General features: G+C 62.8%; 23 protein-coding genes and 1 pseudogene. 10 read left to right on the top strand and 14 right to left on the bottom strand.

Going from position 1 to position 22,998, the window contains the following annotated elements:
* Positions 1–53 precede the first annotated feature (53 nt).
* Positions 54–1,883, bottom strand: coding sequence for an ABC transporter ATP-binding protein/permease (locus tag CK219_RS14670; protein WP_095767456.1), 1,830 nt, complete (start codon positions 1,881–1,883; stop codon positions 54–56).
* Positions 1,884–1,997: 114 nt separating this feature from the next.
* Positions 1,998–2,774 (bottom strand): methyltransferase domain-containing protein, encoded by a 777-nt coding sequence (locus tag CK219_RS14665; RefSeq protein ID WP_095767455.1) that lies wholly within the window; start codon positions 2,772–2,774, stop codon positions 1,998–2,000.
* Between the two features lie 134 nt (positions 2,775–2,908).
* Between CK219_RS14665 and gloB the strand changes: the two genes are divergently transcribed.
* Positions 2,909–3,676, top strand: a complete 768-nt coding sequence (gene gloB, locus CK219_RS14660; RefSeq protein WP_095767454.1) for a hydroxyacylglutathione hydrolase — start codon at positions 2,909–2,911, stop codon at positions 3,674–3,676.
* 53 nt (positions 3,677–3,729) lie between these two features.
* Positions 3,730–4,176, top strand: coding sequence for a cupin domain-containing protein (locus tag CK219_RS14655; protein WP_095767453.1), 447 nt, complete (start codon positions 3,730–3,732; stop codon positions 4,174–4,176).
* A gap of 76 nt (positions 4,177–4,252) precedes the next feature.
* On the opposite strand, the gene CK219_RS14650 is transcribed toward CK219_RS14655, so the two are convergent.
* The 3 genes from CK219_RS14650 to CK219_RS14640 are packed head-to-tail and all read right to left on the bottom strand — an operon-like array spanning position 4,253 to position 6,632.
* Positions 4,253–4,924 (bottom strand): lysoplasmalogenase family protein, encoded by a 672-nt coding sequence (locus CK219_RS14650; protein ID WP_095767452.1) that lies wholly within the window; start codon positions 4,922–4,924, stop codon positions 4,253–4,255.
* Positions 4,921–5,808: an EamA family transporter gene (locus CK219_RS14645; RefSeq protein WP_095767451.1), complete on the bottom strand. Its 888-nt coding sequence runs from the start codon at positions 5,806–5,808 to the stop codon at positions 4,921–4,923. Before CK219_RS14645 ends, CK219_RS14650 begins: the two co-directional genes overlap by 4 nt.
* A 32-nt stretch (positions 5,809–5,840) precedes the next feature.
* Entirely contained in the window at positions 5,841–6,632 is a 792-nt protein-coding gene (locus CK219_RS14640; protein WP_095767450.1) for a DUF3108 domain-containing protein, read from the bottom strand.
* Positions 6,633–6,888: 256 nt separating this feature from the next.
* Here CK219_RS14640 and rpmB point away from each other — a divergent pair, with 256 nt between their 5' ends.
* The 5 genes from rpmB to CK219_RS14615 all read left to right on the top strand — a co-directional run bounded on the left by rpmB (position 6,889) and on the right by CK219_RS14615 (position 11,680).
* Positions 6,889–7,185: a 50S ribosomal protein L28 gene (gene rpmB / locus CK219_RS14635; protein ID WP_095767449.1), complete on the top strand. Its 297-nt coding sequence runs from the start codon at positions 6,889–6,891 to the stop codon at positions 7,183–7,185.
* 114 nt (positions 7,186–7,299) lie between these two features.
* Entirely contained in the window at positions 7,300–7,980 is a 681-nt protein-coding gene (locus CK219_RS14630; protein WP_095767448.1) for a queuosine precursor transporter, read from the top strand.
* Between the two features lie 29 nt (positions 7,981–8,009).
* Positions 8,010–8,684: a hypothetical protein gene (locus CK219_RS14625; protein ID WP_095767447.1), complete on the top strand. Its 675-nt coding sequence runs from the start codon at positions 8,010–8,012 to the stop codon at positions 8,682–8,684.
* A 190-nt stretch (positions 8,685–8,874) separates the two neighbouring features.
* Positions 8,875–10,650, top strand: a complete 1,776-nt coding sequence (locus tag CK219_RS14620) for a polysaccharide biosynthesis protein GtrA (RefSeq protein WP_095767446.1) — start codon at positions 8,875–8,877, stop codon at positions 10,648–10,650.
* A 220-nt stretch (positions 10,651–10,870) separates the two neighbouring features.
* A complete protein-coding gene (locus CK219_RS14615) occupies positions 10,871–11,680 on the top strand; it encodes a hypothetical protein (RefSeq protein ID WP_095767445.1) in 810 nt (269 codons plus the stop codon).
* Positions 11,681–11,733: 53 nt separating this feature from the next.
* On the opposite strand, the gene CK219_RS14610 is transcribed toward CK219_RS14615, so the two are convergent.
* The 3 genes and pseudogenes from CK219_RS14610 to CK219_RS14600 form a co-directional block, all read right to left on the bottom strand.
* Positions 11,734–12,081: a type II toxin-antitoxin system RelE/ParE family toxin gene (locus CK219_RS14610; protein ID WP_095767444.1), complete on the bottom strand. Its 348-nt coding sequence runs from the start codon at positions 12,079–12,081 to the stop codon at positions 11,734–11,736.
* A 27-nt stretch (positions 12,082–12,108) separates the two neighbouring features.
* A complete protein-coding gene (locus tag CK219_RS14605; protein WP_141245347.1) occupies positions 12,109–12,372 on the bottom strand; it encodes a type II toxin-antitoxin system prevent-host-death family antitoxin in 264 nt (87 codons plus the stop codon).
* Positions 12,373–13,234: 862 nt separating this feature from the next.
* Positions 13,235–13,590: pseudogene (locus CK219_RS14600) on the bottom strand (transposase); the annotation flags it as partial.
* Positions 13,591–13,594: 4 nt separating this feature from the next.
* Here CK219_RS14600 and CK219_RS14595 point away from each other — a divergent pair.
* Positions 13,595–13,804 (top strand): helix-turn-helix transcriptional regulator, encoded by a 210-nt coding sequence (locus tag CK219_RS14595; protein WP_095767441.1) that lies wholly within the window; start codon positions 13,595–13,597, stop codon positions 13,802–13,804.
* 190 nt (positions 13,805–13,994) lie between these two features.
* Here CK219_RS14595 and CK219_RS31185 read toward each other — a convergent pair whose 3' ends face one another.
* The 5 genes from CK219_RS31185 to CK219_RS14570 form a co-directional block, all read right to left on the bottom strand.
* The gene (locus CK219_RS31185; protein ID WP_141245346.1) at positions 13,995–14,537 is read right to left on the bottom strand and encodes an HTH domain-containing protein; all 543 of its coding nucleotides are present in this window, start codon (positions 14,535–14,537) and stop codon (positions 13,995–13,997) included.
* Between the two features lie 265 nt (positions 14,538–14,802).
* On the bottom strand, positions 14,803–15,819 hold the full coding sequence (locus CK219_RS14585; RefSeq protein ID WP_095767439.1) for an esterase-like activity of phytase family protein: 1,017 nt from the start codon (positions 15,817–15,819) through the stop codon (positions 14,803–14,805).
* A complete protein-coding gene (gene cobT / locus CK219_RS14580; RefSeq protein ID WP_095767560.1) occupies positions 15,816–17,714 on the bottom strand; it encodes a cobaltochelatase subunit CobT in 1,899 nt (632 codons plus the stop codon). Before cobT ends, CK219_RS14585 begins: the two co-directional genes overlap by 4 nt.
* A gap of 55 nt (positions 17,715–17,769) precedes the next feature.
* Positions 17,770–18,756 carry a cobaltochelatase subunit CobS gene (gene cobS / locus CK219_RS14575; RefSeq protein ID WP_095767438.1) on the bottom strand — a complete coding sequence of 329 codons (987 nt, stop codon included), beginning with the start codon at positions 18,754–18,756 and terminating at the stop codon, positions 17,770–17,772.
* A gap of 125 nt (positions 18,757–18,881) precedes the next feature.
* Positions 18,882–19,505 (bottom strand): J domain-containing protein, encoded by a 624-nt coding sequence (locus tag CK219_RS14570; protein ID WP_095767437.1) that lies wholly within the window; start codon positions 19,503–19,505, stop codon positions 18,882–18,884.
* 136 nt (positions 19,506–19,641) lie between these two features.
* On the opposite strand from CK219_RS14570, the gene CK219_RS14565 reads away from it, so the two are divergent.
* Entirely contained in the window at positions 19,642–19,944 is a 303-nt protein-coding gene (locus tag CK219_RS14565) for a BolA family protein (RefSeq protein ID WP_095767436.1), read from the top strand.
* A 4-nt stretch (positions 19,945–19,948) separates the two neighbouring features.
* On the opposite strand, the gene CK219_RS14560 is transcribed toward CK219_RS14565, so the two are convergent.
* Positions 19,949–20,755: an alpha/beta hydrolase gene (locus CK219_RS14560; protein WP_095767559.1), complete on the bottom strand. Its 807-nt coding sequence runs from the start codon at positions 20,753–20,755 to the stop codon at positions 19,949–19,951.
* Positions 20,756–21,031: 276 nt separating this feature from the next.
* Between CK219_RS14560 and CK219_RS14555 the strand changes: the two genes are divergently transcribed.
* Positions 21,032–22,981 carry a PrkA family serine protein kinase gene (locus CK219_RS14555; protein WP_095767435.1) on the top strand — a complete coding sequence of 650 codons (1,950 nt, stop codon included), beginning with the start codon at positions 21,032–21,034 and terminating at the stop codon, positions 22,979–22,981.
* Positions 22,982–22,998: the final 17 nt, after the last annotated feature.

Here is a 22,998-nt window from a genome sequence, read left to right as displayed (position 1 = left end):
GGCAGCCTCGAACGACCCGGCGGATTTTCCCGGCGATCGCGGCGAAAATAAAGCTATTTCTTCCCCTGGCGGGCAGCGATGGGTGGCGGCTCGATCGCGCCGGCGCGGACACGGGCCGGCTTCAAAGCCGGTGCGCCGGTATCCTTCACGATATTCAGCGCGCGCGGGAAGAACTGGGTGTTGTGCTGGCCCCGCCCGATATTGATGATTGCGGTTTCGGGCAGGCGCTTCTGCAGCATGGCCAGCACCCGCCGCAACGTCGGCCCGTCGAACGCATCCAGGGCTTCGTCGATGATCACCCATTTCGGCTTGCGCAAGGCGAGCCTGGCGAAAGCCAGCGCCCGTTGTTCGTCATCGCCGAGTTCGCGTTCCCATCGCCTGGGACGATCAAGGGTGGTTGCCAGTGGATCGAGGCCGACCTCGCCAAGCACCGCCGCGATCTCGGCATCGCTGGCCGGGGCCTCGCCGTTCGGATGATCGAGCACCTCGCGCAGCGTGCCGGTCGGGAAATAGGGCACGCGCGGCACGAAGATGGGGGTCTCGCCGGCCGGCAGGCCGATCCGCCCGCTCCCCCACGGCCACAGGCCGGCAAGGGCGCGGAAGAACAATGTCTTGCCGGCGCCCGGCTCACCGGTGATCATGACGCGCTCGCCGGCGTGGATTTCGACATCCGTCTGGGCAAGCTTGGTGCAGCCTTCCGGCGAAGCCACCTGAAGCGTGTCGAAGGTTAGGCTGCCATTGGCGTTTTCGCCGAACTGGATGTGTTTTTCCGTATCATGCAGCGCGTCGGTTTCGGTGAGCGCGATGCGGAAATCGGCCACGCGCATCAGAGTCGCGCGCCAGTCGGCTATGCTGCCGATGTTGTTGATGAACCAGCGCAGGGAAGAATGAACCTGGTTGAAGGCGCCGACCGCCATCATCAACCCGCCGAATGAGATGTCGCCCGAGAAATAGACCGGCGAAGCCACCAGGATAGGCGCCACCACCGTTATCCAGCCATAGGTGTCGGTCACCCAGGCCAGGTTGATCTGGGCGGCGAAGATGCGCCGCATGGCGCCCAGCACCGTGCCGAGATCGAGCTCGAGCCGGCGCCTGGCGTCTGGTTCGCCATGATAGAGCGCGATCGCATCGACATTCTCGTTGACCCGCACCATGGAGGAGCGCAGCTCCGCCTCGCGGGTGTAGCGCTCGCTGTTGAGGCCGATCAGCGGACGCCCGACCAGCCAGCTCAGCCACGAGGCGATGCCGGCATAGAGGAACGCGGCCCAGACCATGTAGCCCGGTATCTCCAGCGAATGGCCGCCGACATGGAACACGAAGCCGGAAGACAGCTCCCACAGCACGCCGATGAAGGAGACAAGCAGAATGAACGACTGCAGCAGGCCGACGCCCAGATCCGTCGACAGATCCGACAAATGAGCGGCATCCTGCTGCATGCGCTGGTCGGGATTGACGCCGATGGCGCCGGCATTGGCAAGTCGGAAGGCCCGCGCCGGGCGCATCCATTGATCGATCAGGTCGAGCGTCAGCGCCTCGCGCAGCCTCAGACGGATCATCTGGTTGAGCCAGGTCTGGCCGATATTGAGCACCAGAAGCCCGCCGGCGATCATTGCAAAGACCAGAAGCTGGTGCAGGAAGGCCGTCATGTCGCGCCGGGCCAGCGCATCGTAGAAAGGCTGGTTCCAGCGATTGAGCAGGACCTGTCCGACCGAGGTTGCGACGATGACCGCGACGATACCGATGGAAACCCAGGCAAGTTGCCTGCGCACCGGCGAGGATTTCAACCCCAGCTTGATCGTCGCCACCTGGTCGGCGAGGCTGCTCGCCTCCACCGAGACAACGGGTTTCTGCGGCCCCGGCTTTTTATTGGTCTGGTCGTCCATGAAGAATATTCCTGGTTTCCGCTGCGGTCATGAACGCTGCGCCGAGCGAGCATGCCTTAGCTCGGGCATGCCTCAGATAGGGTGACGATTGCCGCGCGATGCAAGGCGCGGCGATCACGAACGCGTCACTTGGCCAGGCGCGGCATCAGCCGCACGCCGGCCAAGCCGCGTTGCCCCCTGCGGCGAGAAGACCGGCACGAAGACGCGGCGAGAGGCACGCTGCGCGACCGGCACGCCCTGGTAGAGCCGCTTCTGCGCCTCGACGACGATGACGCCGGAAAAGATCGGCCAGAACCGCCGGCCGGCCTTCTCCAGCACATTGTGGAAGCGCATCATGAAACGCCGTGGCGACGGCGGGAAGAACAGCGCATCGCTCCATGTCGCCGGGGTGAAATTCGCCTCGCGCAGCAGCTCGGTCAACTGGCCACGCGAGAACGGCCGGCCATTGCCGAAGGGCGTGTGCTCGAACCGCGCCCAGACGCCGCGCCGGTTGGGCACGACGATGACAACGCGCCCGGCCGGCGACAGCACGCGCCAGATCTCGTTCAGCGTCTCGCGCGGATTTTCGGCATGTTCGAGCGAATGCACCAAAAGCACGCGGTCGATGCAGGAATCGACCAGCGGCAGTTCCTCGTCGAAGACCAGCGCCGTCGCCGTCGGCCCCGACACCGGCCACACCACCGCGCCTTGCGTTGCCGGCATGAAGGCGAAGACGCGCTCGGCATCGGTGCCGAAGCGTTCCAGCCATGGCAGCGCATAGCCGAGGCCGACCAGCCGCTCATTGGGAACGGTCGCCCATACGGACGACAGCGCCATGGTGATCGAATGCTCGGCCAGGCGCCCGAGCGTGGTCGAATAGAAGGAACGCAGGTCGACGATATCCGAATGCATGCGCGCGACGGTAGCTGCGAAGGGGCCCAAGTTCAACAAAGGCGGAAAGTTCAACAAAGGTGCCGAGTTCAACAAACCCGGATGACATCGGCGGCCGGCCGCCCTATGTCTGCGACGACAAAGGGAGACATGCGATGGCGGTCGAAATCGAGCAGTTCATGTGCCGCACCGACAATTTCGGCGTGCTGGTCCACGATCCGAAAAGCGGACAGACGGCGATCATCGACGCGCCGCAAGAAGCGCCGATCCTGGCGGCGGTCAAGCGCACCGGCTGGACGCCGACATTGATCCTCACCACGCACCATCATGCTGACCATGTCGAAGCCAATCTGGCGCTGAAGGAACGCTTCAAATTGCGCATCGTCGGCCCGGAAGCCGAGAAGGCGAAGATCCCCGGCATCGACGAGACGGTCAGCCAAGGCTCGGTCGTGCTCCTTGGCGAGGAACGCATCGAGGTCATCGAGACGCCCGGCCATACCGCCGGCCACGTCTCCTACTATCTGCCGGCTTCGAAAGTGGCCTTCACCGCCGACACGCTGTTTTCGCTGGGTTGCGGCCGCCTGTTCGAATGCAAGCCGCCGGTCATGTATGACTCTTTGAAGAAGCTGGCGGCGCTGCCGGCGCAAACCGCCATCTATTGCGGCCACGAATACACCTTGGCCAATGCCCGTTTCGCGGTGACGGTCGACCCGACCAACTCCGCGCTGAAGCAGCGCGCGGCGAGGATCGAAGCGCTGCGCGCCGACGACAAGCCGACATTGCCGACGACCATCGGAGAGGAACTGTCGACCAACCCGTTCCTGCGCTGGCACGACCCGGCGATCCGTAAGCATCTCGGCATGGAGAAAGCCTCGGACGCCGAGGTGTTTGCAGAGATCCGCAAGCGCAAGGACAATTTTTAGTTCCACCGCATGTCGACCAAAAGGCTCGACGTTCGTCGCAGCAAAGGCCGCCAATGACCAGCGCCGCCGAGATCATCACAACGCTAGGCCTCGAGCCGCATCCGGAGGGCGGCTGGTACGCCGAGACCTTTCGCGACGCCACAGGCGGCCCGCGCGGTCATTCGACCGCGATCTATTTCCTGCTCGAGCACGGCCAGCTTTCGGCCTGGCACCGGGTGAAGGATGCGGCCGAGGTCTGGCATTTTTATGCCGGAGCGCCGCTGGCGCTGTCGATGCATGAGGAAGGCGCAGGCACCGTCATCGAGCAGGTGCTTGGCACGGCCCTTACCGCCGGCGAGCGGCCGCAGATCGTCGTGCCGGCCGGCTGGTGGCAGTCGGCGCGCAGCCTGGGCGAGTGGACGCTGGTCGGCTGCACCGTGGCGCCGGGCTTCGATTTCGCCGCTTTCCAGCTGGCCGAGCCGGGCTGGCAGCCGGCTAGAGCAATTCCAGGAAAACTGTGAGCGGTTTTCCGTCCGGAATTGTGTAAAAAACAAAGAGATAAAGCGTTTCGTCGTTTCCGTTAAACGGTGAAACGCACTAGGCGAGTAGAAGTCCCAGCGTGATCGCCAACTGGGCGGCATAGTAAAGCACCCAGACCGCATAGCGCATCCAGACGCGATGCGGCGAGATCGCCGCGAGCAGGAAGCGCTCGGCCGCCAGCAGCCCGTCCGAGGCGATGAACAGCACCGCGCCGGCAATCACCCAGGGATAGTCCGTGGTGAGCGCCGAAATGCCCATGGCGAGGACCGCCGCGACATAGACGGCGACCGGCGCGCGCAGTTGCGGGCCGACGCGGCGCCAGAGCGCGGCAAGCATGACGGTGCTGAATGCGGCCATGGCCAAGGCGATCGCGCCGCGCCAGGGTTCGGCGCTCAACAGGCCGAGCCCGCCGCCTGCCTGCGAAAACAGCGCTACATAGGCGATATGACCGGCGAGAAAGCTCGCCAACCCGCCGAGAAAGGCCTTTTCGTCGTCGCGTGACAGAAAGGCGTCGCCGACGGCGCTGAGTGCCAGCGCCGCGACGAGCAGCAGCGGACCGCCCTGCATGGCGGCAAGCACGGCCAGCAAAGCCACGGCAAGCGTCTTTGCCGCCGTGCGCGTCCACTTCGGCGGCATGTCGAGCGCAAAGGCGTAGATCACGGCCGCGACGAACGAGAACAAAAGCGTCGCGTTGGCGTTGGCCTCGATGCCGCCGGAAAACGGCATCATGCGTTGACCTCTTTCGCCGCCGGCTTGCGCATCAGCAGCGACTTCGCCGCGAGGGCAGCGCCACCGGTGATGAGCACGCAGGCCGCGAGGATGCGCAGCGACGGCTCGGCGACGCCAGCGGCGATCAGCACCAGCGTCGACAGAAGCGGCGCGGCGTAGCTCGCGGCGCCCAGCACCTGGATGTTGCCGCGCTTGACGCCGATATCCCAGGCATAGAAGGCCGCGCCCACCGGCATCAGGCCGAGCCCGATGACGGCCAGCCATTGTCCGAGGCTGTCCGGCAGCACCGTCTTCTCAAGCAGCAGATGGCAGGCCAGCGACAGCGCCGACGTCGCCGCGCAGAACCAGGTGACGATCGAGGTCGGCACCGACGGAAAACGCCGCGACAAGAGCGAATAGGACGACCACAAGAGCGCGCAGACGGCCGCCATCGCATAGCCGAAGGCGTAGCGCGCGTCGAAGGCCAGCCCGCCGCCCTTGGTGACGATCAGGAAGGTGCCGGCAAGGCCGAGCAGCGCCCCGACGACATGGTTCCAGGCAAGCCGCTCGCCCGGCATCAGCGCCGAGCCGAGCACGATCAGCAGCGGCCACAAATAGGCGATCAGGCTCGCCTCGACCGCCGGCGCATTGCGCAGCGCCGTGAAGTAGAAGAAATGATAACCGAACAGCCCGGCAATGCCGATCACCCAGACTTGGCGAGGGATCTTCCGGCCCCGGTCGGAAGCCGGCATCACCAGCCGCGCCACGAGCCCGACGCAGGTGCCGATGGCGAAGGTGATGGCCGACAACAGGAAGGGTGGCACCTGTCCGGAAGCGTTGGTGAGCAGCGCCAGCAGCGCCCACATGGCGACCGCCGAAAACCCGATCAGTGTTGCGCGCCCCATATTTCCCCCGCCGGCGCGCGGTGGCGCCTGTCCTAATTTACCGCCTCGAACCGTCTCGCGCTGATGGTCAGCGGACCAATCTGGGTCCCGACCGTGGCGCGGATCGGCGCATATATGCCGGATTGGCCGAGCGGTGCAAACGTCACCAGCATGCGGCTCTTGTTCTTCAGGAAATTCAGTGCCTTGCGGCCCTTGCGATAGCCCGCCACCGGCTCGAAGCCCATTTTGCAGGTCACCGTGTCGCCCTTGTAGCCCGGCACCGAGATCGATCCCTTGGAGGCATAGGTCAAGGTCAGGTCGGCGCGCATCTCGCCATCATAGAACTTGACCGTGCGTCCGCAGACCTTGTCCAGGCTGTCGGCATGGATGACGGTCGCGGCCATCGGATCGAGCACCGATTTCAGGTCGCTATCGCCCAGCGGCACCCAGCTCTTCGGATCGCGCTTCTTTGGCGCGGGAACGACTTGCGTGGAGGTGACGGCGCCGTTGTTGAAGCGGATATCGACCATCGAGGCCTTCTTGCCCGACGTATAGTCGGCCCGGAATGCGTGCGGCTGCATCTGTTTGCCGGAAATGGTGCCTTTCGAGGAAATCGTGCCTTTCGTGTCGTCGAACAACTTGCCGAGGCCGGCGGCCGAGACGGTGCCGTCAATGGCATAGTTGTCGCCTTGGTATCGGCTGGAGAAAGTCGCCCTGGCGATCGAAAGGCCGAGAAACGACACCGTATACTCGCCCTTGAACGACTGCGGCGGCGCGGCGGCGAAGCTCGTTGCCGGCACGGCAACGGCAAGCAGGGCGGCAAGTGCATAAGAAGGACGGAGCATGGCGGCTGGCTGATCCCTGGCGGTTCGGCCGGAACGCAGCGGCTCCAGCCTGGCAGATCCCTTCGCGATGGGCTTATACTGTGAAATCCGGCCTTTATATGGAGCGTGCCTGACAGCGGGGCGCGTGCCGGAGCTTGACGCAGTGGTGAAATGCCACTATGGAACGCCAACTTTTCCAAAGGCCGCCTGACCGAGACCGCGCGCCGCCCGGCGCGGGCAGAATGGTTTGGCAGGCTTAGAACTGAGGTTAGACAAGATGTCCCGCACCTGCGAACTCACTGCCAAGGCAGTCCAGACTGGCAACAATGTGAGCCACGCCAACAACAAGACCAAGCGTCGCTTCCTGCCGAATCTGGTTAATGTGACGCTGATTTCCGAAGCGCTGAACCAGAATGTTCGCCTGCGCATTTCGGCCAACGCGCTGCGTTCGGTCGAGCACCGCGGCGGCCTCGACGCTTTCCTGGCCAAGGCCGACGTCAAGGAATTGTCGCAGCGCGCCCGTCTGCTCAAGAAGCAGATCGCCAAGAAGCTGGCCGAGCAGTCGGCCGCTTAAAGCCGCAGTTTTTAGGCGGGGGACGACCGCCTCGAGCCCCGGCCAGACCGGTGCTCGAAACAGGAGCGAGCGTCGGCATGACGCTCGGCTGGTTCCATTACCCAGGATAAAAAAATGTATTTCCTGACGCGATATTTGCCCTTCGTGGCCGCCATGGCGCTTGTCGTCGTGGCGTCGAATATCCTCGTGCAGTTCCCGATGCAGGGCCAAGTCGGCGGCCTGTCGCTGGCGGACCTGCTGACCTGGGGCGCCTTCACCTATCCTTTCTCCTTCCTGGTCACCGACCTCGCCAACCGCCGCTATGGCCCGGCCGTGGCGCGCAAGGTGGTGTTCGTCGGCTTCATGACCGCGGTGACCTGTTCGATCCTGATTCCGCCCTTCCTGTTCCGTCATGGGCTGATCGAGTTCGAGACCGCCGCCGACCGGCTGGTGCGCATCGCCGGCGCTTCCGGCGCTGCCTTCCTCGCCGCGCAATTGCTGGACGTTACCGTCTTCAACCGGCTGCGCCGGCAGAGCTGGTGGCGCGCGCCGATCATCGGCACGCTGGTCGGCTCCATCTTCGATACCGTCGTCTTCTTCGGCGTCGCCTTCTCCGCCGCCTTCGCCTTTGCCGGTCCCAACGACAGCTTCGCACTGGAGACCGCGCCGCTGATGGGCGTGCTGCCGGTCGAGACGATGCGCTGGGTCTCCTGGGCGCTCGGCGACCTTTCGGTCAAGCTGATCATCGCCGTGGTGGCGCTGATCCCCTACCGGCTGCTCGCCGCGCGCTGGAGCCAGCCGGCGGTCGCGTTCTAGGCCATGAACCCAGCAAGTGGAATCAGGCCGTGATCCCCTGGGTTCAGCTCGACTCCGCCCGCACGCCCGATGGCGGCCAGGAGCTGCGCCTGAAGCGGCGCGGCGCTGAATTCTCGATCATGCTCGGCACCAACGAGCTGATGAACAGCCGCCTCAGCGGTTCCGAGGAAGCGCTGGCCAGGCTTTCCTGTCAGCGTATCGCCGGACGCGAGCGGCCAAGCATCCTTATCGGCGGGCTCGGCATGGGCTTCACCTTGCGCGCCGCCCTCGCCGCGCTCGATCGGAACGCTGCCGTCACCGTGGCCGAACTCGTCCCCGCGGTCGTCGACTGGGCACGCGGCCCCATGTCGGGGATCTTCGGCGGCTGCCTCGACGATCCCCGCGTCACCATTCGCGAGGCCGATGTCGGCCAGGTGATAGGGGCGGAGAAAGCCGCCTGGGACGCGATCCTGCTCGATGTCGACAACGGTCCCGAAGGCATCGTCTACGAGGGCAATGACACGCTCTATGGCGCCGCCGGCCTTGCGGCCGCGCGCGCCGCGTTGAGGCCCGGCGGCGTTCTGGCGGTCTGGTCGCAGGGGCCGGACAGTGGCTTCACCCGACGGCTGAAACATGCCGGCTTCGCGGTCGAGGAGATCAGCACGCGGGCCAACGGCAAGCGCGGCGCCCGCCACGTCATCTGGATCGCTGCCAACCAGGGCTGACGCTTTCAGCCACAGCCGCGGCGGCTTTACGCTTTGTTACGCCCGATCGTGCAGGATCGCGAAAATTCTCCAGAGTGGTCCGCCGTTTCACGGAAACGGCGGACCACTCTATCTCTTTGTTTTGACGCAATTCCTGACGGAAAACCGTGGCACACTTTTCCTGGAATTGCTCTAGGGCATTGCGACCAGCATGACCGTGCAAGGCACCGGTTGGAAAAACGACCTTCTGCTTGCGCTGTGCGCCACGCTGGTGGTGCTGACGATCAACGCCGTTTCCGGTTTTCCGACCCTTGGCGACTATGGCGCCGATAATGACAGCATGCTGCGGCTGGTCGAGGTTCGCGACCTGCTAGGCGGCCAAAGCTGGTTCGATCTCCACCAATACAGGATGGGCATCTCGGGCGGCTTCGTCATGCATTGGTCGCGGCTTGTCGATACGCCGCTCGCGCTGATCATCATGGCCTTCGATGCGCTGGGCGCCAGCACGGCCACGGCCGAGCGCGCCGCGCAGATCATCTGGCCGACCCTCCTCTACGGGCTGACCATATTCGTGCTGATGCGCGCCTCGCAGCGCTTCGCCGCTGCGAATGTCGCGATGCCGGCAGTCATTCTGTCGACGGCGGCGCTTTTCTACCTGGTGATCTACAGCCCGGGCGTGATCGATCACCACAATGTCCAGCTGCTTCTCACGGCGGCCGGCCTCTGGCTTCTGATGGAAGCGCCCTCCTGGCGGCCCGCGGCCCTTCTGTCGGGCATTTGCGCCGGCCTGACGCTCGCGGTCGGCATGGAGACGGCTCCCTATGTGGCGGTGCTCGGCATCTGCGCCGCTGTCCTGTTCATCCTCGACGACAAGGAGCGCGGCACGGCACGAGGCTTTGGCATCGGATTTGCCGGCATCGCCTCCCTGGTCTTCGTGGCGACCATCCGGCCCGCCGACTGGGGCGTGGCCCAATGCGACGCCTTCTCCTCCTTCCAGTTCGCCGTGGCCGCATTGTCCGGCTTCGGCCTCGTGATCGCCAGTACCTTTGCCGCATCGAGCCGCCGGGCGCGGCTGGTTTCGATGCTGGCGCTGATGGCGGCGGTCGCGGTCGTTGTGATCGTGTTCTTCCCGCAATGCCTGGCATCGCCCTATGCGGACATGGACGAACGTATCCGCACCTATTGGCTGGCCGACGTGGTCGAAGCGCAGCCCTTCTGGAGCGTCGCCATCCACCAGCCGAAGCTGATGGCGGCGCGCTATGTGACGCCCTTCATCGCGATCCTGCTGGTCGGCTTTCAGCTCCGAAGCCGTCGCCTGCGCCGCGCCGAGATGCTCGCCACCATCCTGCTCGTCGTCGCCTTCGGCGTCAGCCTATGGCAGGTGCGCGGCTCGACCTTCTCCGTCGCCATCGCCGTGCTGCCGCTTTCGGCCTGGATCGCGAGAATCCGCCTGCGGGCGGACGCCGCGCCCTCGTGGCGCCTTTCCACCGGCATCGTCATGGCGTGGCTGGTCTCGCTCAACGCGACCTGGGCCGGGGTCGCGGTGGCGGCGCAGTCCGTGGTTCGGCAGGCGCCACAGCGGGTTAATTCCGACCCCGACCATGCCGTGACCTGCGGCAAGCCGGGCGACTTCCACGATCTTGCCGCGATGCCCGCGACGACGGTGCTTGCCTCGTCCAATCTCGGCTCGGGAATATTGACCTTCACCGGCCATCGGGCGCTGGCCGGCCCTTACCACCGCAATGTCGGCGGCAATCTCGCCATGCTCGACGCTTTCATGGGGACGCCGGAGGCCGCCCGCGCCGTCATCGAACGCGAGCATGTCGGGCTGGTCGCGATCTGCCGCGGCAACACGGAAGAGATATCGCTGGCTCTGGACGCGCCGAAGGGCCTTGTCGCGGCGTTGCTGCGGGGCGACCTGCCGGAATGGCTCGAACTGGAGCAGTCTACAGCCGGGAAGCCGATCGAGATCTACAAGATCCGCTGAATATCGGCCCGCGGCCATATCAGCATCGTCGACAGCGCCCTCGCAACACGGCTGCTCTGCGCTGATGCAATTTCACTGCGTGATTTAGAAAACCGCTATCGAAATCAGTTCCGTGGATCGTTGCAATCCAGCCTGTGCTTTGGTTAGCATTTCGTTTAGGCGGCGATATATGTATTCAAGAAATTTGGATTCGGGGTTTTAGCTTGGGGAGAAGACATCCATGTCGGCCATAGAGGGCGCGGCGGCGCCAGCATCAGCCACACAAACGCTGCAGCATGTTGTCTCTCACATGGTGGACGCCGTGAACCGCGCCGCCTTTGTGGAAAAGCCCTTCTGGCATCTGGAAATGACCGATGTTTTCCCGGCGGACCTTTATCAGCGCATGCGCGCCGCCATGCCAGAGGCGCGCGAATATCGTGCGCTCAAGGGACGCAACAATGTGAATATCAAGGCTGACGGCACCGCAACGCGGATCAAGATCGACCTCTACCCCGAATACATCCGCCATCTGCCGCAGGAGAAGCGGGCGATTTGGTCCCTGGTTGGCAAGGCATTGCATGCGCCGCAGCTGAAGGACGCATTCATGCGCCGCCTTGCCCCAGGCTTGGAGCGCCGGTTCGGCTCGGACTTCATGAAGGTCGGCATGTATCCGGTGCCGATGCTGACGCGCGACGTGGCGGGCTACAAGATCGGCTTCCACACCGACACGAAATGGAAAGGGATCACGGTCCAGTTCTACCTGCCGGAGGACGACTCGATCAACCATATCGGCACCCGCTTCGCCGAGCGCATGCCGGACGGGCGTTTCGAGAATTCGCACCGGATGTCGTTTTCGCCGAACACCGGCTACGCCTTTGCGGTCGGCACCGACACCTGGCACGCGGTCGACACCGTCGGGCCGGAAGTCCGCACCCGCGACAGCATCCTTCACACCTATTTCGTGGACAACACCGCGACGCTCAAGATCCGTAACCGGAGCAAGCGCGCGGCCAATTTCGTGATGAACGAAGTCCGCCACGTCGGCCGGTAGAGCAATTCCAGGAAAAATGCGGCATAGGTAGCAGTCACACCTAATTTCGACCGTCACCTGGCCCCTAGGCCCAGGTTAACGCGCATTTGTTCATCGATGGACTGCAACGCCGCTCCAAGTTTCCCGTCGAGGTCATCGAGGCCCTTGTAGGCGTCCTTCCTGTCTCGGATCACTAGAACCACAAGCAAGCGCTCACGTAAGATATGATAGATAATCCTGTGATCGTGACCCGCCTTTATGCGGTAGAAATCAGGATGTCCCTGAATCTTTTCCACCCCTCTTGGTCGAGGGGTCTTTTGCAATTCTTCAAGAGTTTCAAGTACTAGGCGTTGAGTATCGCGGGCAAGCTTTTTTATCTCCCGCCGAGCGGCGGGAGAAAACACGACTTCGAGATCGTCCAACGGAGGCCTCCCCCCAGGTTATAGGAGTCAGTCAAATCCCAACTCCTTTCTGATTTGTGACATAGGTGTTCCTCCCGTCTTCAGAAATTCCTTCAACGCCCTACGCGCCTTCAGCGTGTCATTCTTCGCTTCTAGGTCCGCAAGCGATTCTAGAAGCTCCATCGATATGATAGCTACCGTCTTGGAATGCTTTCGCACCACAACCGGATTGCCATAATATGCAGCGTCAAATACCTCCGAAAATTTGCTACGGGCCTCTGACGCCGAAATTTCCCGTATAGCCTCTGCCATGATCACTCCTTCTGGATTTTGTACAATATGTACGTTTTGTACAAGTTGCTGTCAAGGGGGTGATCAAAACGAAAACGATGCGTAAACGCCCGCTCCCTCTCGGGAGGAGATCGGGAGCGGCGGCATTCAGTGTTTAGTCAGCGTAGTATAACTGGATGCTGGTTCCAAACACCAAATATAGTGTTAACGGATCATTTTTTCCAGGCCGACAATTCTCCCTTTCGCCCACCCAAGCCCTAACGATCCCAACTATTCCGCCGGCCTCGTGAACAGGCGGAAATCCGGGCAAAACGCACAAAATCCGGGAAAAAAGACCGGCCTCAGAACTCTCCGGTCGCGCCCGCTACAGGAGCGCATGGCCGAGTAAAATGGACTCGTTCGCACCCGTCAAGGATTCGTTTTTGTAGCTTTTGTGACCCCCAATATCTTGTGTGTCACATATGTGGATAACGCGGACAGAACCATCCGCCTTAAACTAGCCTTTGATCTTCCAAAAAATATGCTTTCCAAGCCCTTCGGTGGAGATCAGTAGACCTCGCGCTCTGTGATGGCGCGACATGAGCCCACGCGTTTGCCAACTATTTTGACAAGCCGCTTATCCGCCGTGTTCATGCTGCGTTCTGCCTCGACGTGCATCTTGCGTGCTGCATGGCCGCCCCGCCTGTCACAAGGTCGAAAGGACCAGTCGCGCTACCTCGCCCTTATAGGCTGCATGGCGGGGCGGGAGCGGCTTCGGCTTGATCTCGGCTAAACCATGACAAGCTGGCGCGCCCGCTCCTGGTGATGCTCAAGGCGTCCGGCAAGCTCCGCGCGTTTGGCAATCAGCCTGCTGAGAACATGAGGTTGTGACATTCATTTTCTCCTATTCGGTAGCCGACCGCTGCCAATAGCCGGACCAGACATTGGAAGTGGGTGGTTAAGCGCGGCGCCGACGAGCGTTAGAAACTGCTCTCCATTGCTCATGCGGCGATTGTCTTCACGCCACGACACTTCCGAAGCGTAGGCGTGAAGGTATTGGCTACTAATGCTGTGATGGGTTCCGATCTCGGCACGACGCAGACGGGAAAAGAAGCCCTCGGCCTGATTGGTGCAGGCTTCGTCTGTCGAGTGGGCTTGTTGAGGGTTGTTGCGCTTGGTCAGGAAGCGCGCATGAAGCGAGTCCCAATGCGACGCCTCGTCGGCGTAAACTGTGGCGGCCGGATGGACCTTCGTGGCGATATGTATGACGACCGAACAATGTCGCGCCGCCCGTGGGTGGCTGGATCTATCTCAGTCGGAATTAGCCGAAGCCGGCGGCGTGTCGCTTTCCACGGTGCGGGATTTCGAAAAGGGGCGCCGTATTCCCATCGGCAACAATATGAATGCCTTGCGCGCGGCACTTGAATCGCGGGGCATTCACTTCACAGAAGATGGGATAACCGGGCCTTTTTGAAAACGGCCCGGTTTGACCGATTCTTCCGGGTTTGCTACACTTCCTGTAGCGTGCTTCGGTGGAGGCGGGGGGAGTCGAACCCCAGAGAGGACCCTTGCAAATGAGCCTCTGGCCCGGCCTTTATCCGCCCCCGTTGAAGTCCGACCCGCGCTAGCACGGGTCGGGATGATAGAAGCCTAGGCTACTATTATCATGTACCACCTCCCGGACCGGCTTCACGGCCTTGCGCTTCGGGTTGATCGGACAAACCCGCTGACGGCTCCTGACCGGAACTGACGTCAGCGGGTTTTTCGTTTTCTGGCGACGGCTCGCCGCCAGAAGATTCCAGGGTCCAGCCGGCTCTGCCGTGCGAGACAAATTCAGGGTGATGATAGAGAAGGGCAGACAGGTTATTGGCCGGCAAGTTGCCGCGGAGCGTGATGCCGCGCGAGACGAGTTGCTTGTACAAGTCTCCCGTCTTCATGGGACTGCGTGCCAGCCCCAGAATTTCGCGGGCGGCGTCGACCGCTGCTTGCCTCATGGGGTCGGGCTGCCGACCGCGGCGGGCTGTCCGACCTTCATCGTCTGCACCGGCACGAGGCGCCGCCGCAGATGGCGCGGAAGGTGCCTCGCCATTGTAAATGGCAAGGAGGCGGCGGGCTTCATGCAGCTTGACAAGCCTCGGGTCCGGATTCGCCTTCAACGAAGCTTCGAGGTTGGCAATCTCATCTTGCAGGGCGGTCTTAAAGTCCATGGCATGGGTGCCTTTGTTGGTTGACGCCCATATGCCAAAATTCCAGAAAGTTAACAAGCCCCCACCCCACACAAATAGCCAATCTATGGGAAAATTTTGTAGAGAGGAACTTCAGATTTCGCTTGACTCGCGATTCGTGACTGGCGAACGGACCCGGAACCAATACACTCCCTTCCCATCCATAAATTGATTGTAGGTGTGGACAGCTACATAATGCCGGAAAAATGTGAACGGCTTTTCCGTGGGGCCGACGGGGCCCGCCTCCTCAGTCCTGGTGCAGGATGAATTCCAGATAGAGGTTGCGCTGCAGGATCGAATGGTTGTCGTCGGATATCAGCGACACCATCAGCGCGCCATCCTCGCGGGTCCAGACATCCAGCCCTTCCATATTGTCGATCTGGTAGCCCATATCGGCCTCCATCAGCACCGGCCCGTCGGCGACCGCGCCCTCCTCGACGCTTTCGCCAAAGATGCGCCGCAGCCGCATTTTCACCCCGCGCGCGATCGAAAAACTGCGCTCCAGCAGCAACAGGTCGCCATCCGGCAGGAAGGCACCGTCGGTTATGTCGAAATCGCCATCGCGCTTCACGGTGAAGACGCCCTTATGCGGCCCCTCGATGATGGCGGCGTAGACGTTGCCGGCTTCATCGAGGCTCCTCTCCGAGACCACGACCAGGCCGCCCGCGTGCTGCCCATAAGGATTGGCATGGGTGACGGTCTCGAAGCCGCGGTTCTGGCGCAGCTCCCGGGCGGGGATCTGGTAATCGAGCTGCCGGATCGGCGCTTTCATATTGTCGGGATCGATCCTGAACTGGGCGACGCGCTGGTCGCGCTCAAAGCCGACGGTGGCGATACCGTCCCTGACCGCGAGCCCCTCAGCGTCGACCTTCCATTTCCGGTCGATCGGCCGGCCCGAAGCGTCGACCATCTGCTGCATGCGGAAGTTCGAAACGCCCGACGGACGTCGGTCGGCGTCATGCGTGATCGTGCCGAAGAACCAGAAGCCGGTGTCGGCGACGCCGATGAAGTCGCGGCCCGGCTTCAGAAAGCGAAAGGCCGACAGCGCGCCGAAATCGCGCGCCTGCGAAGTCATCTCCAGCCCGCCGACGAATTCAAGCGGCCCGAACCGCGTCTCGTCGCGGCCGATATGGAACTGGCTGATCGGCCGCGCCGAAATCCCGACTGTTTCGACGGGAGTTCCCGGAGCGGCCATGGCCGGTGAGGCGCAGGCCAGCACGCAGGCGAAAAGCGTCCGCCGCGCACACCGCCCCGAAAGGATCATCCGGCGCGTCGCAATCCGCCGCGCCGCGTGTCGCGTGCGCTTTCCTCGCCGAAGAGCGAGGCGAGCTGCTCGGTCATGGCGCCGGCGAGTTCCTCGGCATCGACGATGGTGACGGCGCGGCGATAATAGCGCGTGACGTCGTGGCCGATGCCGATCGCCAGAAGCTCGACCGGCGAGCGCGTCTCGATCAGTTCGATGACTGCCCGCAGATGGCGTTCCAGATAATTGCCCGGGTTGACCGAGAGCGTGGAATCGTCGACCGGCGCGCCGTCCGAGATCATCATCAGGATCTTGCGCTGCTCCGGCCGGCCGATCAGGCGGTTATGCGCCCATAGCAGCGCCTCGCCGTCGATGTTTTCCTTGAGCAGGCCCTCGCGCATCATCAGCCCGAGATTGCGCCGCGCGCGCCGCCACGGATGATCGGCGGACTTGTAGATGATGTGGCGCAGGTCGTTGAGTCGGCCGGGATTAGGCGGCTTGCCGTCCTTCAGCCATTTCTCGCGCGCCTGCCCGCCTTTCCACGCCCGCGTGGTGAAGCCGAGGATTTCGACCGAAACGCCGCAACGCTCCAGCGTGCGCGCCAGGATGTCGGCGCAGGTCGCGGCGACGGTGATCGGCCGGCCGCGCATGGAGCCCGAATTGTCGAGCACCAGCGACACCACCGTGTCGCGGAACTTGGTGTCGCGCTCCTGCTTGAATGACAGCGGCTGCATCGGGTCGATGACCACGCGCACCAGGCGGGCCGGATCGAGATAGCCTTCTTCCAGGTCGAAATCCCAGGAGCGGTTCTGCTGCGCCATCAGCCGGCGCTGCAGCCGGTTGGCGAGCCGCCCGACGACGCCGGAAAGGTTGGCGAGCTGCTTGTCGAGGAAGGCGCGCAGCCGGTCGAGCTCCTCTTCCTCGCACAGTTCCTCGGCGCCTACCGTCTCGTCGAAGGCGGTGGTGAACACCTTGTAATCGATCTCTTTCGGCAGGTTCAGGAACGGGTTGTCGTTTCGCTTGGCCTCGCCCGGCGTCTCGGCGTCGGCGTCGTCCTCATCGGACAGGTCGTCGGAGGTGGCGTCGGTCGCTTCGGTCTCGGCCGACTCTTCGTCGTCGGCGGAGGCTTCGGCATCTTCCGACTGCGACTGCTCGGAGCCTGAATCCTCCTCGCCGCCTTCCTCGCTCTGTTCCTCGCCCTGCTGCTCGTTCTCTTCGTTTTCCTCCGAGTCGTCGGTTTCCTGGTCTTCGCCGAGTTGCTCGGCCATTTCCATGGAAACCAGCATGTCGCGCACGACGCGGGCAAAGGCCTGCTGGTCCTCGAGCTTGGCCGACAGGCCGTCCAGCTCGCCGCTCGCCTTTTCCTCGATCCAAGGACGCCAGAGATCGACCAGCCGCTCGCCGCTCTTCGGCACGGAACGTCCGGTGAGCTTCTCGCGCACCATCAGCGCAATCGCTTCCTCGAGCGGCGCGTCCGCCTTGTCCCTGACGTCGACGAGGTTCGCCTTGGCGTATTTGTCCTCGAGCATCGAGCCGATATTGTCGGCCACGCCCTGCATGGCGCGGCTGCCGATCGCCTCGACGCGCGCCTGCTCGACGGCGTCGAAGATGGAACGCGCCAGCTTGCCTTCCGGCGCCAGCCTGTTGTGGATGCGCTGATCGTGACAGGCGCGCTTCAGCGCCATGGAATCGCCCAGGCCGCGCGTGATCGCAATGTCGTTGCGGGACGCTTTCTTCGGCAATTCGGGCAGGCGCGCGCGGTTGCCGGCCAAAGCCGGCCGGTCCTTGGCAAAACCGACCTCGAGGTCCTTGTCGCCGGCGACGGCGCGCATGCACACGGTCACCGCGCGTTTGAAGCTGTCGGCTTCAGACCCGTTCTTCGGCTTGTTGCGCGTGTTGTCGCCTGGACCCGCCATGATCATTCCCTGCGCGATTCATGCTGAAAGGCCGGAGGCCTTTTCAGCCGCGCGCCTACCCCAGCACCACGTTCGCGGCGCTCTCCGGCAGATCCTCGCCGAAGGCGCGTTGGTAGAACTCGGCCACCACCGAACGCTCCAGCTCGTCGCACTTGTTGAGGAAGGTCAGCCGGAACGCCATGCCGATATCGCCGAAAATCTCGGCGTTCTCGGCCCAGGTGATGACGGTGCGCGGGCTCATCACGGTCGACAGGTCGCCATTGATGAAGGCTGAACGCGTCATGTCGGCGACGCGCACCATCTTGTTGACGATGTCCTTGCCCTTGCTGTCGCGATAGTGCTTGGCCTTGGCCAGCACGATGTTCACTTCATTGTCGTGCGGCAGGTAATTGAGCGTGGTGACGATCGACCAGCGGTCCATCTGCGCCTGGTTGATCTGCTGCGTACCGTGATAGAGGCCCGTGGTGTCGCCGAGACCGACCGTGTTGGCGGTGGCGAACAGCCGGAATGCAGGGTGCGGGCGGATGACCCGGCTCTGGTCGAGCAGGGTCAGGCGGCCCGACGATTCCAGCACGCGCTGGATGACGAACATCACGTCCGGACGGCCGGCATCATATTCGTCGAAGCAGAGCGCCACATTGTGCTGATAGGCCCAGGGCAGGATGCCGTCGCGGAATTCGGTGACCTGCAGCCCTTCCTTGACGACGATGGCGTCCTTGCCGACGAGGTCGATGCGGCTGACATGGCTGTCGAGGTTGACGCGCACGCAGGGCCAGTTGAGCCGCGCCGCGACCTGCTCGATATGCGTCGACTTGCCGGTGCCGTGATAGCCCGACACCATGACGCGGCGGTTGTAGGCAAAGCCGGCGAGGATCGCCAGTGTCGTCGCCTTGTCGAACAGATAGTCGGGGTCGATGTCCGGCACATGCTCCGTCGCCGCCGAATAGGCGGGAACGATCATCTTGGAATCGAAGCCGAATTTCTCCTTCACCGGCACGGTCGTGTCGGGCAGGTTGGCAATGTCGCGATCGACCTTGTTCATCACTATCAACGTCTCCACGGGCGAAACGCCGCGTTTCGCCGGCAATCGATTTTGTCCGGGGGCGGTCTTAGAGCCTTTTCCAACCATATGAAAGTTGGAAAAACGACTTGGTACCGTGGGGCCGCTCAGCACAATCCTGCTTGCTTGAGCACCCGATAAGCCTGCAGCACATCGCGGAACCGGTCTTCCGAACCTCTGTCGCCGCCATTCGCATCCGGATGGTGGCGCTTAACGAGTTCCTTATAGCGCGCCTTGATGTCCTGACCAGTCGCCTTTGTGTCAAGGCCAAGCGTTTCCAGCGCCTTGGCCTCAAGTGGCTTTGCCTTGCGCTCGCGCGGCTCGCGTGCTCCGCCGCTGAACAGGTTGAAGGGATCGCGCATGCGGTTGTAGTAGCCGGCCCGCCCCGAACGCTGCTGCGCGAAATCCGGCGCCGAGCGCGTCCCGCCGCCATTGGCGCCCATGCGCCATGTCGGCCTGTGGCCGGTCAGCGCCTCCTTCTGGAAGCGGGCGATCTCAGTGTCCGACACGCCGGAGAAGTAATTGAAGCCCTTGTTGTATTCGCGCACATGGTCGAAGCAGAAGCGAAAATACTCGCCCTCCTTGAGGCGCCCGACCGGCGCGCGATGCGTGCCGGCTTCGTTGCAGCCGTCCCACTGGCAGATCGGGGCGCGCGACTTCAGCTCCGCGTCCTTCTCCGGCCGAATTCGAATTTTCTCGAAATATTTGGGGTACGCTTTCATCTCACCCATTTATGGGCTGTTCGCATGTGCGAAACAAGAATTGACATTTCGCCGATGATCGCCCTAACCGCTGAATCGCGGCTTAAAAGCGGTCGAAATTCAAGATTTTGCGGCTATGCCGCAGATGTGGGGAAGGGAAACCCGGATGTCCATACAGTCGACAATCGAAAACAAGCTGAAAGCGGCATTTTCGCCCGAACGGCTAGCGGTCATCAATGAGAGCCACCTTCACGCCGGTCATCATCACGTCGAGTCCGGCCACCACGCGACGTTCGACGGCGCCGGCGAGACGCATTTTCGCGTTCGCATCGTTTCGCCGAGCTTTGCCGGCATGGCTCGCATCGAGCGCCACCGTGCCGTCAACGAATTGCTCGCGGACGAACTGAAGGCCGGCGTGCATGCGCTGGCGATCGAGCCGGCGGCGCCCGGCGAGAAGACGCGCTGGTAAGCTCTCAGCCGACGCTCGCCTTGAGGAAGGCCAACACAGCCGCGGTCAAGGCGTCGCCGTCCTGGCCGAAATCGCGATTGATCGACATGTGCGTATAGGCGCTGCCGTCGAACAACGTGACCTTGGCGCCGGTGGCGCGCAGGCGTTCCGCGAAAGCCTTCGACGCCTCGCCTCGCCCGGGCGCGCGCGAATAGGCGATGAAGGTCGGTGGATGTTTCCTGCCGTCGACATAGGTCGACGGCGATAGCGCCGCCCATTGTGTCGGGTCGGGAAAGGCACGCGCATAGGCGCCCATCATGCCGCCATTCCTGGAAAGCGCCGCAAGATCATAGGCCCTGGTATCGTCCAGGATCAGCGCGGCGACGCCGGGCAACCCGCCGCGCATGGCGGTCAGCGCGATCAGATGGCACCCGGCCGAATGGCCCATGCCGACGATGCGACTGGGATCGCCGCCGTATCGGGCAATGTTGGCGCGCACATAGCCGTAGGCCTTTTCGACGTCGCCGGCCTGGGTAGCGACATCGGCTTCCGGCAGCATGCGGTAATCGATCGAGACGAACACGAAGCCATTGGCGAGCAGGAAGTCCGGCTTTGAGCCGACCTGGCCGCGTTTGCCGAACCGCCAGGCGCCGCCATGGATAAAGAAAACCACCGGCAGGTTGTTTGCGCCGTCCGGCGCGTAGACATCGAGCTTGGCCGGACCGTAATCGAGGGTTTGCGGTGCCTGCCGGCCCGGACGCCTAGCGGCTGACGCACCTGCCGGCAGCAGCGCCCCCAGGCATGCCGCGATGAAGCCGCGTCGATCGATCATCGTCATCTCCGGCCAGGTTGCGGCGCAAGCGCGCCGCGCACCTCGATTGGATCAATAATGACAACTTGTGGGCAGCAAACCAAATCAGGACCTTGAAGCTCCGCCGGCAATCACCACGTATTTCTCGGGCGAGCATTTTCGGCCGCGTCGGGTATCCCCCGGGTCAATGCCAGATTGCATGCGCTATCCTTCGTGTGAAGGGAACAAACAGTGCTTTCCGGCAGTTGATGCAGCGATGAGCCGATTGGCAGCCCACCGGCTCCGAGGCAAAGCACCATGCGCGAGAACCAATCAGACGTCTTCGATCTGTTTTCGGAGATTTATTCCAACGCGGCTCAGGAAGAGATCAGCCTGCAGCAATATCTCCTGGCCTGCCGCGAAGACAAATCCATGTATGCGTCGGCGCCCGAACGCATGGTTGAGGCGATCGGTGAGCCGAACCTGGTCGACACCAGCAAGGACGAGCGGCTCGGCCGCATTTTCTCCAACCGCACCATCAAGGTCTATCCCTCCTTCTCCGATTTCTACGGAATGGAGGATACGATCGAGCGCATCGCCGGATATTTCCGCTATGCCTCGCAGGGCCTCGAGGAGCGCAAGCAGATCCTCTATCTCCTTGGCCCGGTCGGCGGCGGCAAATCCTCACTGGCCGAACGGCTGAAGAAGTTGATGGAGGAGCGCCCGATCTACACGCTCAAGGTCGGCAATAAGATCAGCCCGGTCTTCGAATCGCCGCTCGGCCTTTTCCATCCCGATCGCATGGGCGATCTGCTGGAGGATAAATACGGCATCGCCCGCCGCCGCCTGAACGGACTGATTTCGCCCTGGGCGGCCAAGCGCCTCGACGAACTGTCGGGCGACATCTCCAAATTCAGCGTGGTCAAGCTGATGCCGTCGCGGCTGCGCCAGATCGCCATCGCCAAGACCGAGCCCGGCGACGAGAACAACCAGGATGTCTCGGCCCTGGTCGGCAAGGTCGACATCAGGCAGTTGGAGCACTTCAGCCAGTCCGACCCGGACGCCTACTCCTACAGCGGCGGCCTCAACCGGACCACGCAAGGGCTGCTCGAATTCGTCGAGATGTTCAAGGCGCCCATCAAGGTCCTGCACCCATTGCTGACGGCAACCCAGGAAGGCAGCTACAACGGCACCGAGAATTTCGGTGCCTTCCCCTATCAGGGCATCGTCGTGGCCCATTCCAACGAATCGGAATGGCAGCAGTTCAAGAACAACAAGAACAACGAAGCCTTCCTCGACCGCATCCTCGTGGTCAAGGTTCCCTATTGCCTTCGTGTTACCGAGGAGAGGCACATTTACGAGAAGCTGCTGCGCGAGAGCGAGCTGGCAAACAGCCCCTGCGCGCCCGAAGTGCTGGACATCCTCAGCCGCTTCACCGTCTCGACCCGCCTTGCCGAGCACGAGAACTCGCCGCTTTACACCAAGATGCGCGCCTATGACGGCGAGAACCTCAAGGAGATCGACCCCAAGGCCAAGTCGGTCCAAGAGTATCGCGACGCTGCCGGCGTCGACGAGGGCATGACCGGGGTCAGCACGCGCTTTGCCTTCAAGATCCTGTCGCAGACGTTCAACTACGACACCAAGGAGGTGGCGGCCGATCCCGTGCACCTGATGTACATCCTCGAGGAGGCCATCAAGCGCGAGCAATTTCCGAAAGAAACGGAAGCCGCCTTCCTCGAATTCATCAAGTCGGAACTCGCGACGCGTTATGCCGAGTTCATCGGCCATGAGATCCAGAAGGCCTATCTGGAATCCTACAGCGAGTACGGTCAGAACCTCTTCGACCGCTACATCGCCTATGCCGACGCCTGGATTGAGGACCAGGACTACAAGGACCCCGACACCGGCCAGATCCTCAACCGCGAGGTGCTGGACAAGGAATTGTCGCAGGTCGAAAAACCGGCTGGCATCGCCAACCCGAAGGACTTCCGCAACGAAGTGGTCAAATTCACCTTGCGTGCCCGGGCGCGCAACCATGGCCGCAATCCCTCCTGGACGAGCTATGAAAAGCTTCGCGAGGTCATCGAGAAGCGCATGTTCGGCCAGGTCGAGGACCTGCTGCCGGTGATCAGCTTCGGCTCCAAGCAGGACAGTGTCACGGAGAAACGGCACAACGAATTCGTGCAGCGCATGGTGGAACGCGGCTACACCCAGCGGCAGGTTCGCCGGCTGGTCGACTGGTATATGCGCGTGAACAAGGCGGGTTGAGCAAAGCCGGGACGGTT

It is taken from the genome of Mesorhizobium sp. WSM4313 (assembly GCF_002294725.1).
Lineage (GTDB): Bacteria > Pseudomonadota > Alphaproteobacteria > Rhizobiales > Rhizobiaceae > Mesorhizobium.
Note: the sequence above shows the minus strand (reverse complement) of the source record. Positions and strands in the feature narration are given on the sequence as shown.